Raw genomic sequence first — 7,432 nt, forward strand, 5'->3', positions numbered from 1 at the left:
CGCTGCTACCCGCGGTCGACCTCGACCCGGGCATCCACGTCAGGGCATGCCTGCTGGAGGGATGCCTCGAGCCCGGCGTCCGCGGTGATGACCCGAACCGGGCCGCCGATGGCCGCCACGACCTCGCAGAGTTGCTCGACGGGTGGGACTGCCCAGGCTCCCGTGTCGCGGTACTGCTGGTACGCGGTGAAGGCGAAGGCCCGCAGCACCGGGTCTCCCGTGCCAGTGCCGTTGCCGAGCTCGCCGCCGAGCTTGAGCGCGATCCAGAAGTCGGCGAAGGCTTCGTCGGGTTCGCCCGAATCCCAGAGGATCCCGGGGTTTGCGGGGTCGGAGTTGGCGAGGATGAGGTCGACCGACCGATCCCCCGATGCCCAGACCGCTCCGCTCAGGATGCGGTCGAGCGGCGGACGCACCACGTCGGCGCGCTTGAGCGGCGGGCCGAGGCTGGCGGCGATGACCACGAGCACGGCCACTGCGACCATGCCGAGCAGGGGACGCCGCGTGCGCGACAGGAGCCCGAACGCGAGCGACAGGGCGATGACCCCCACGACGATGGCGGTCTGCCAAAGGAACTTGGCGGGGTAGTAGCCGGTGAGTCCGCCGGAATCGCGCGCGAGAAAGGTGAGCGCCCCGATGCCGGTCACGGTGGCAGCGACAACGACGATCCCTCCGGAGAGCAGCGGCTGCTGAGAGCGGAGCAGCGCGGAGCCCGCGACCACCAGCACGAGCGCGACGGCGACCACGGGGACCACAGAGGGCAGTCCGTGGCCGGGGATTTCGAACGCGGATCCTTCGGTGGACAGCGCGGGGGCGGAGGCCACAGCGAGCCACACGATGGCGGGGACGACGGAGGCGATCACGGGGAGGGCGGTGCGGGCATCCATGGTCCTGAGGGTCGACCAGTGGCGCACGGTGAGCGCGATGATGAACCCGGCGGGCAGCACCACCCAGGGGCTCCACGTGGCCAGCAGCAGAGTGGCGATGCAGAACTGTAGGGCGAGCGCGGCGACGATCCGGCCGGGCGACGCGAGGTAGATGAGCCACGCGGCGAGCGCGATCGGCAGCACCAGGTGGGCGTTGAGGTAGCCGTATTCGATGGGCAGGCCGGCGACGAACCAGGTGAGCGGCAGCAGCGATCCGGCTGCGCTGGCGACGGCGACCAGCCCGATCCGCGAGCGCTGGACGATGGATGCCGCGACCGCCCCCATCCCGAGCGCGGTGGCCGCGAGCAGCAGCACCCACACCGCCCCGAACCCGGCGAAGTCGTGGGCGAGCAGTGCGGCGGGGTCCCCGGTCGGGCGACCCGGTGCGATGCCGAGCGCGAGCAGCGCGGCGGTCAGGGGCACAGGGTTCTCGGCCCCTCCGAGGGCGACTCCGTTCCTCTCGATGACGAGGCCGGCGAAGTAGAGGTTGTTGTTGGAGTCGCCGTTGAGCGGCCAGCTCAGCGGCGCCGCACCAGGAAGCACTTTCGCGATCGCGAGCGTGATGACCCAGGCCGCGCCGCCCAGTAGCGCCGGCACCCACACGGCGAGCGCATGCCGCCCCGGCAGCCGCCACGCGCCGGCGCGGGTGGCGAGCAGGGCGCCGACGACTCCCCCGGCGATGGCGACAGTTCCGGTGGAGATCAGGATGCCGGCCCCGGTGAATCGCCCGAGCACCATGGTCGCGAGCAGGACGAGCACGGTGACGACACCGACCGCTGGCACGCCGAACAGGTGCCCGAAGCGTCGGGTCGCAAGCATCACCCACGGCAGCGCGCACACGCCGACGACGGCGAACGGGATGACGGCGAGCACGGACTACCTGCGCGCGGGCACGAGCGGCGCGGGCGTGGTCATGGTGTCAGCGTAGTTGGGAGGGTGGGGTGACGCGGTGCGGGCCGCGCGGCTTGGATCTGCCGATCTGGCTCGGATGCCGCGGCGTAGGCTGCGACATCGCTCGACCGTGTCGGGGTGCCGATCGACCCGCGCGCGGAGTGGCAGACCGGTTCGGCCGTCGGCCGCGGCAACATCCCCGCCGCCGAGCGGATGCTGGGGGGCCGGGTCTGGGTGCGTCTCACCGACCTCGGCTGGGGTGGAGCGCTGCGAGCCCTGTTCGCTGCGGGAGCGGTGGATGCCCCGGCCTCCCCCGCGATGCTCGCCGCGTGCGTGCGGGTGCTGGCGGGGTGGGGGTGGGCCGAGCGTCCGGTCGGTGTGGTCGCGATGCCGTCGCGCGGTCATCCACTGCTCATTGATTCTGTTGCGCGAGGCTTGGCGGCGGCCGGTCGTCTGGACTATCTGGGCGTGCTTGCCTACGCGAATCCCCCGCAGGGTGGGCCTGGCGGCAACAGTGCCTTCCGCCTGGCGCAGGTGCACGGCGCGTTCACGGTGCCGTTCCCGCTTCCTGACGGGCCGATCCTGCTGGTGGATGACCTCGCCGACAGCCGCTGGACGCTCGCCATCGCCTCCCGCGAGCCGCTGCGCGCGGGCGCTGGCGGGGTGCTGCCGTTCGCGCTCGCGCTGCGGTAGCGGGCTTCGAGCACGCCCGTTCGGCGCCGCCCCGCCCGTGCGCACAGGCACCCTCGAGCCGTTGCTCCATTGCGCGCCGCTGATGCGCCGAGCGCTTGCGTTCGACTCGCAACGCGGGGCGTTCATCACGTCGGCTTCGTCGATATATAGCCCCACCTCGGAGCCCACGGCCGGCGTCGAGCGCGGCGGCCACCCGCTTAGTTCCGTTAGCCACGAATGCCAGCGCGGCGTTCACGGCGCCTGTCGACGCTGCCGCCAAGGTCTTGTCGTCGATATCCATCGCTACTCTTATATGCCCGTTAATGCGAACACTGTATACATTCATCAACCCTGACACCGGATGCGAGTTCGCCCCCCGGCATCAACATGGACGCGACGAGGTCGCAATACAGGGGGCCGGGACGTGGTGTAGTCTCAGGCGCCCGGCGCTGCCGGTGCCCCCTCGCGTTGTGACGCCCCTGAAAGCAACGATGATGCACATTTGGGAAACTTCACGCGTCTGGGACTGCCAGCCGCGCGCCGCCATGACCGAGGTCGGACGCCCTCGATAGTGTTAGCGCAGCCTGAGAGGAGAGACCATTGACAAATTCAGCATCACGTCCCCGCTTCCGATTCGTCGACCTTTTCGCGGGGCTTGGCGGGTTTCATGTCGCGCTAAAGGAACTCGGCGGGCATGATGTGTTCGCGGCGGAATGGGAACCGGCGCTGAATACGCTCTACACCAAGAATTTCGAACTGGAAGATGTCTGGAAAGACGTCAGTGACCTCAAAAACGCAGCCGTTATCTCTCGTGTTGTACCGGACCACGACGTGCTGACTGCTGGATTTCCTTGCCAACCGTTTTCGAAAGCCGGCGAGCAGCTTGGGTTCGAGCACACCCTACAAGGTCAATTGTTCTTCAAGGTTTTCAATATTCTCAAGGTGAAAAAGCCTCGGCACTTCATCTTGGAGAATGTTCCGAATATTCTTAGGCACCGAGACGGCAAGACGCTGCGGACGATGATCGCAAAGCTTGAAGGCATCGGGTATGCCGTCAAGATACACCGCTACTCGCCCCATGACTTTGGCATCCCCCAGGTGCGCGAACGCGCTTATTTTGTTGGCTCACTCGACGGGCTAGACGATTTTCAGTGGCCGAAGGAGTCGGACGACCCAACCGACATCAGGGCAGTAATTGACGCCAAAGCTACTGAAGTGCGCGGTATCCCGAAGCAGACCGATCACGCAATTGATATGTGGGATGACTTCCTCAAGCGATCACCCGCTGGCGTGAAACTGCCTTCTTTCCCGATCTGGTCCATGGAGTTCTTAGCCACTTATCCGTATCAGGATGAGACGCCCCCAGCGCTTTGGAAGGAGCTTGGACCCATCGGGCTTGCGTCGGTTCGCGGTTCGTTCGGGGTTCGTCTGGACCAACTAACCATGGAGCAGCAACACGAGAGAATTCCAAGCCACGCTCGCCGGGCTGGGGACTACGTCTTTCCTCGATGGAAGCAGACCTTCATCAAACAGAACCGGGAATTTTACCAATCCAATATGGCCTGGATCGATCCTTGGCTTGCGAAATGGCGACCTTGGGACCTTCCCTCGAGCCTTCAGAAGTTTGAGTGGAACGCACAGGGCGGTGAGCGGCGAATTGATGCGTACGTCTTGCAGGTGCGCGCCTCCGGAATCCGTGTCAAAAGGACGAAGACGGCACCGAGTCTGATCGCCATGACACATACGCAGGTTCCGATCCTCGGCGCGGATCTCGCTGGTCACCGCCGCTACATGACTCCTAATGAGTGCGCGAAGCTCCAGAGCCTAGACGGCATAGCCCTCCCAAAAAGCGACCTTGCCGCGTACAAGGCCCTCGGTAACGCCGTAAATGCGCGCGTAGTGCAGGCCATTGCAGAGCCTCTCCTGGCAGACCTCATCACTGGCGACGGCCGCGAGCCACTCTTGGCGGTCGCATAGCGTCGAGCGAGCCGCAAGTCAGAAATGTTTCAAGCGCGCAGAACAAGGAGCTTCATGATGACAGACATGACAAATGTGGATGAGATCACCGAGGAAGACTCGCGTACGCAACTTCAGGAGAGAGTAGCGGAATCGCTGGCGGAACTTTCCGAGGCAAGTGATGCTCCAGTCGGCGTTCAAACCTGCGCCCCGTTCACGGCCGTCGAAGTCAGTTTCGCGTCCGAAGAGTGGATGTCGCGCCTAGGGGACGTTCAAGGCTGGCTGAAGCTTGAATACGACCTATCGACGACGGATGCGGCTTCGTTTATAACGAGCCTCGCGGCCGCGCTCAGGTTCGAACCTGGTGCGACTGGCACTGAAACAGTAAGCAACGTATTTCAGCTGACGGAGACCGCACTCGAACGATTGAGTGAGCGCGCCGAATACGCCGCCCGAGTGCATTAGTCGTTTCTCGCCGAGATCGAGTCCGATGGGGGAAGTAAGGCATCCGCCACTGCTTCATGGGCGGAGGCCTGGACTGCCGAAGAGGATGCGTCATCTAACGACGTGCCGCCAACGCCGGTGACGGCACGAGCTGCAGTGTGGCCAATCTCACAACTCACCGGCAGGAAACTCAATCTCACCCCTTCGTACCAACGAGGCGATGTGTGGCGTTTGGGCGATCGACAGGCGTTGATTGAATCGGTTCTCCGAGGCATTCCTCTTCCGTCCGTGATTCTGCTTCGTACAGGAGCTAATACACCGCACGATGTTGTCGACGGGAAGCAGCGCTTGACTGCCATCCTGCGATTCGTGGGGAAACACCCCACCGCGGTTGCGACGGTCGCCAATGCCGACAAGCTTCATCCGGAGGTGGGCCTGCAGACACTATTCGAGACGAACTATCCGAAATTCCGCAGCGCATGGAAGCGCTATATGGGTGAGCCTCTGAGCGCCCGGCTCGAGGATGAGTTTTACTTCCCATTCAAACTGCGTAGCGATGCCAAGGGTGGTCTTGTCGGTGCCGACTTGGAGCCCCTCCGCGGAAAGTACTTCACGGAGATCGAAAAGAACATTATTAGGGTCGCTGACGAGGAAGTAACAATTGGGGATCTATTTGGTGCCGTTGTGGCGCACCAGGTACCGGTGCTCGAGTACACGAAGGCGGATCCGCGGCAGATTCACGAGGTATTCAAGCTCTACAACAAGCAGGGTATGCATCTGAACGCGGAAGAGATTCGCAACGCCGTCTATCACGACGTGGAACTCACCCGCGCAATTTTGTTCGCGGCCGATGACGCGAGCGCACGTAGCAGCATCGCCGATGCCGCCCCGTCCATCGTCGGTATTCCAGACGTGGACAACCTCGGAAGGACACTTGCCGACTACGGTTTCGGCGAGGCGCGCTATCGCCGCACAAAAGTGCTCGGCTGGATTGTTGCGACCCTCGTTAACGATTCGCAGGGAAAGCTATTGCCTTCGACAGCGCGCCATACCGATCTGCTGCTGGACAAAGTTCAGGAAAACGAGGCGCACCCGCTGCGCCAGCCAGCTCGGATTGGCGATCTATTCGGGCTTATTGGACGGGCCGCAAGCCTACATTCAGCCCACGATGAGCTCTGGCCTGATAAATTTCGCGGCGACGGCAAAAGCAGCAAGTGGCAAGACCTTCGACTGGTTGGTTCCCTTGTCGGTATCGCGATTGCAACCGCAGCGTCGCCGAATGACATCGAGGAGCGGATTGTGTCGTCCGCCGATTCGATACGCGCAGCCGCCCAAGACGAATGGAAGCGCCCAGAGAAGACGCAAACACGCACACAGTGGGACTTCATAGCGAAGATTGCCATGGGGGTCGTCGAAAAGCTAGGCGTCGATGTCTCAGCGGCCTCTGACATCATTCGCACGCGCTTCGGCTCGTCCGGAGTTGAGTCACTCCGCGGCTCTATGCTTCCCCCGAAGTCTGAGTGACGAGCGCAGCATGCCCGAAAATCAAACCGAGCGGGTGTACCTAGACACCCTTTCGCCTTCGAGTGATCAATGGTGGGATCGCTATCTCGCCCAGATGACTCGGATGACTTCGACGGCTCGTTTTGCTCTAGCAACGGACAGCACTTACATCCTCGACCGAGGCATTTTTGGGGCAGGTGATCCAACTGCAACCACCTGGCCCGCGGGCCGAGTTCGCACCGGTCTTGTTATGGGTTCGGTTCAGTCCGGCAAGACAGCATCAATGTTCGGCGTAACCGCGATGGCACTCGACCGCGGCGTCAATGTGGTCATCATTCTCGCGGGTACGCGCACCTCGCTCTGGCGCCAAACGTACGAGCGACTGGCCGAACAACTGGACGCAGGAGACGAGGGGGTAGCAAAAGCTACGCGACGGTTGTTGTGCCCGGCTCCCGGTGGGGCACTCTCTGGCGCATCGAACTCGCTTCAAGACACGTACCGCCTTTCCTCCGCTCAAGTACGACGCAAGCTCCGCGAAGGGCGACCGTTGATTATCGTGGCCATGAAACAGACCGATCATCTTTATGCACTGGGAAGCGCACTGCGCCGCAGTGTTTTCGACGCCATCCAAGATCTTGGTGACCCAGTTCACATGCTCGTACTTGACGATGAGTCCGACGATGGATCTGTTCTGGACGCCGCGATCGAAGCGGGTCAAGACCCGCTTTCGCCCAGCCTGAAGCAGATCCCCCGCGCTATCGCAGACCTTTGGGAACCACGATCGGCGGCGGCGCCAGCGAACCTGTTCACTACCTACGTCGGATACACGGCCACGCCCCAGGCCAATCTCTTGCAGGAGGATCAAAACCCGCTATCCCCCCGCGACTTCGTAATTGCCTTGCGAACGCCCCTCGACGTTGGACTTCCGGTGGATCCCGAAGATCTAACTGAAGCGCCCCAGGTTTGATGCCGCATCCTTTTGAGTTGGAAGGATGTATGTCATGCCTAAGAAGATCGATCCCGCGCTGCGTGAGCGCGCTGTC

At 63.1% G+C, this 7,432-nt stretch carries 6 protein-coding genes; 5 read left to right on the forward strand and 1 reads right to left on the reverse strand.

What is annotated here, in order from left to right:
- Positions 1–5 precede the first annotated feature (5 nt).
- Positions 6–1,796, reverse strand: a complete 1,791-nt coding sequence (locus tag IWX81_RS14880) for a hypothetical protein (RefSeq protein WP_199282131.1) — start codon at positions 1,794–1,796, stop codon at positions 6–8.
- A gap of 156 nt (positions 1,797–1,952) precedes the next feature.
- On the opposite strand from IWX81_RS14880, the gene IWX81_RS14885 reads away from it, so the two are divergent.
- The 5 genes from IWX81_RS14885 (at position 1,953) to IWX81_RS14905 (ending at position 7,356) form a co-directional block, all read left to right on the forward strand.
- A complete protein-coding gene (locus tag IWX81_RS14885; RefSeq protein ID WP_199282132.1) occupies positions 1,953–2,507 on the forward strand; it encodes a hypothetical protein in 555 nt (184 codons plus the stop codon).
- 579 nt (positions 2,508–3,086) lie between these two features.
- Positions 3,087–4,463 carry a DNA cytosine methyltransferase gene (locus tag IWX81_RS14890; protein WP_199282133.1) on the forward strand — a complete coding sequence of 459 codons (1,377 nt, stop codon included), beginning with the start codon at positions 3,087–3,089 and terminating at the stop codon, positions 4,461–4,463.
- A gap of 54 nt (positions 4,464–4,517) precedes the next feature.
- Positions 4,518–4,907 (forward strand): hypothetical protein, encoded by a 390-nt coding sequence (locus tag IWX81_RS14895; RefSeq protein ID WP_199282134.1) that lies wholly within the window; start codon positions 4,518–4,520, stop codon positions 4,905–4,907.
- A 135-nt stretch (positions 4,908–5,042) separates the two neighbouring features.
- On the forward strand, positions 5,043–6,410 hold the full coding sequence (locus tag IWX81_RS14900) for a DUF262 domain-containing protein (protein ID WP_334594431.1): 1,368 nt from the start codon (positions 5,043–5,045) through the stop codon (positions 6,408–6,410).
- Between the two features lie 10 nt (positions 6,411–6,420).
- On the forward strand, positions 6,421–7,356 hold the full coding sequence (locus tag IWX81_RS14905; RefSeq protein WP_199282136.1) for a hypothetical protein: 936 nt from the start codon (positions 6,421–6,423) through the stop codon (positions 7,354–7,356).
- The last annotated feature ends 76 nt before the right edge of the window (positions 7,357–7,432 follow it).

The sequence above is a fragment of the Salinibacterium sp. CAN_S4 genome, from assembly GCF_015752305.1.
Lineage (GTDB): Bacteria > Actinomycetota > Actinomycetes > Actinomycetales > Microbacteriaceae > Rhodoglobus.

Bases quoted from the DNA above. Each gene is read 5' to 3' on its own strand.
- IWX81_RS14905 (WP_199282136.1), top strand. From the start codon at position 6,421: ATGCCCGAAAATCAAACCGAGCGGGTGTACCTAGACACCCTTTCGCCT.
- IWX81_RS14895 (WP_199282134.1), top strand. From the start codon at position 4,518: ATGATGACAGACATGACAAATGTGGATGAGATCACCGAGGAAGACTCG.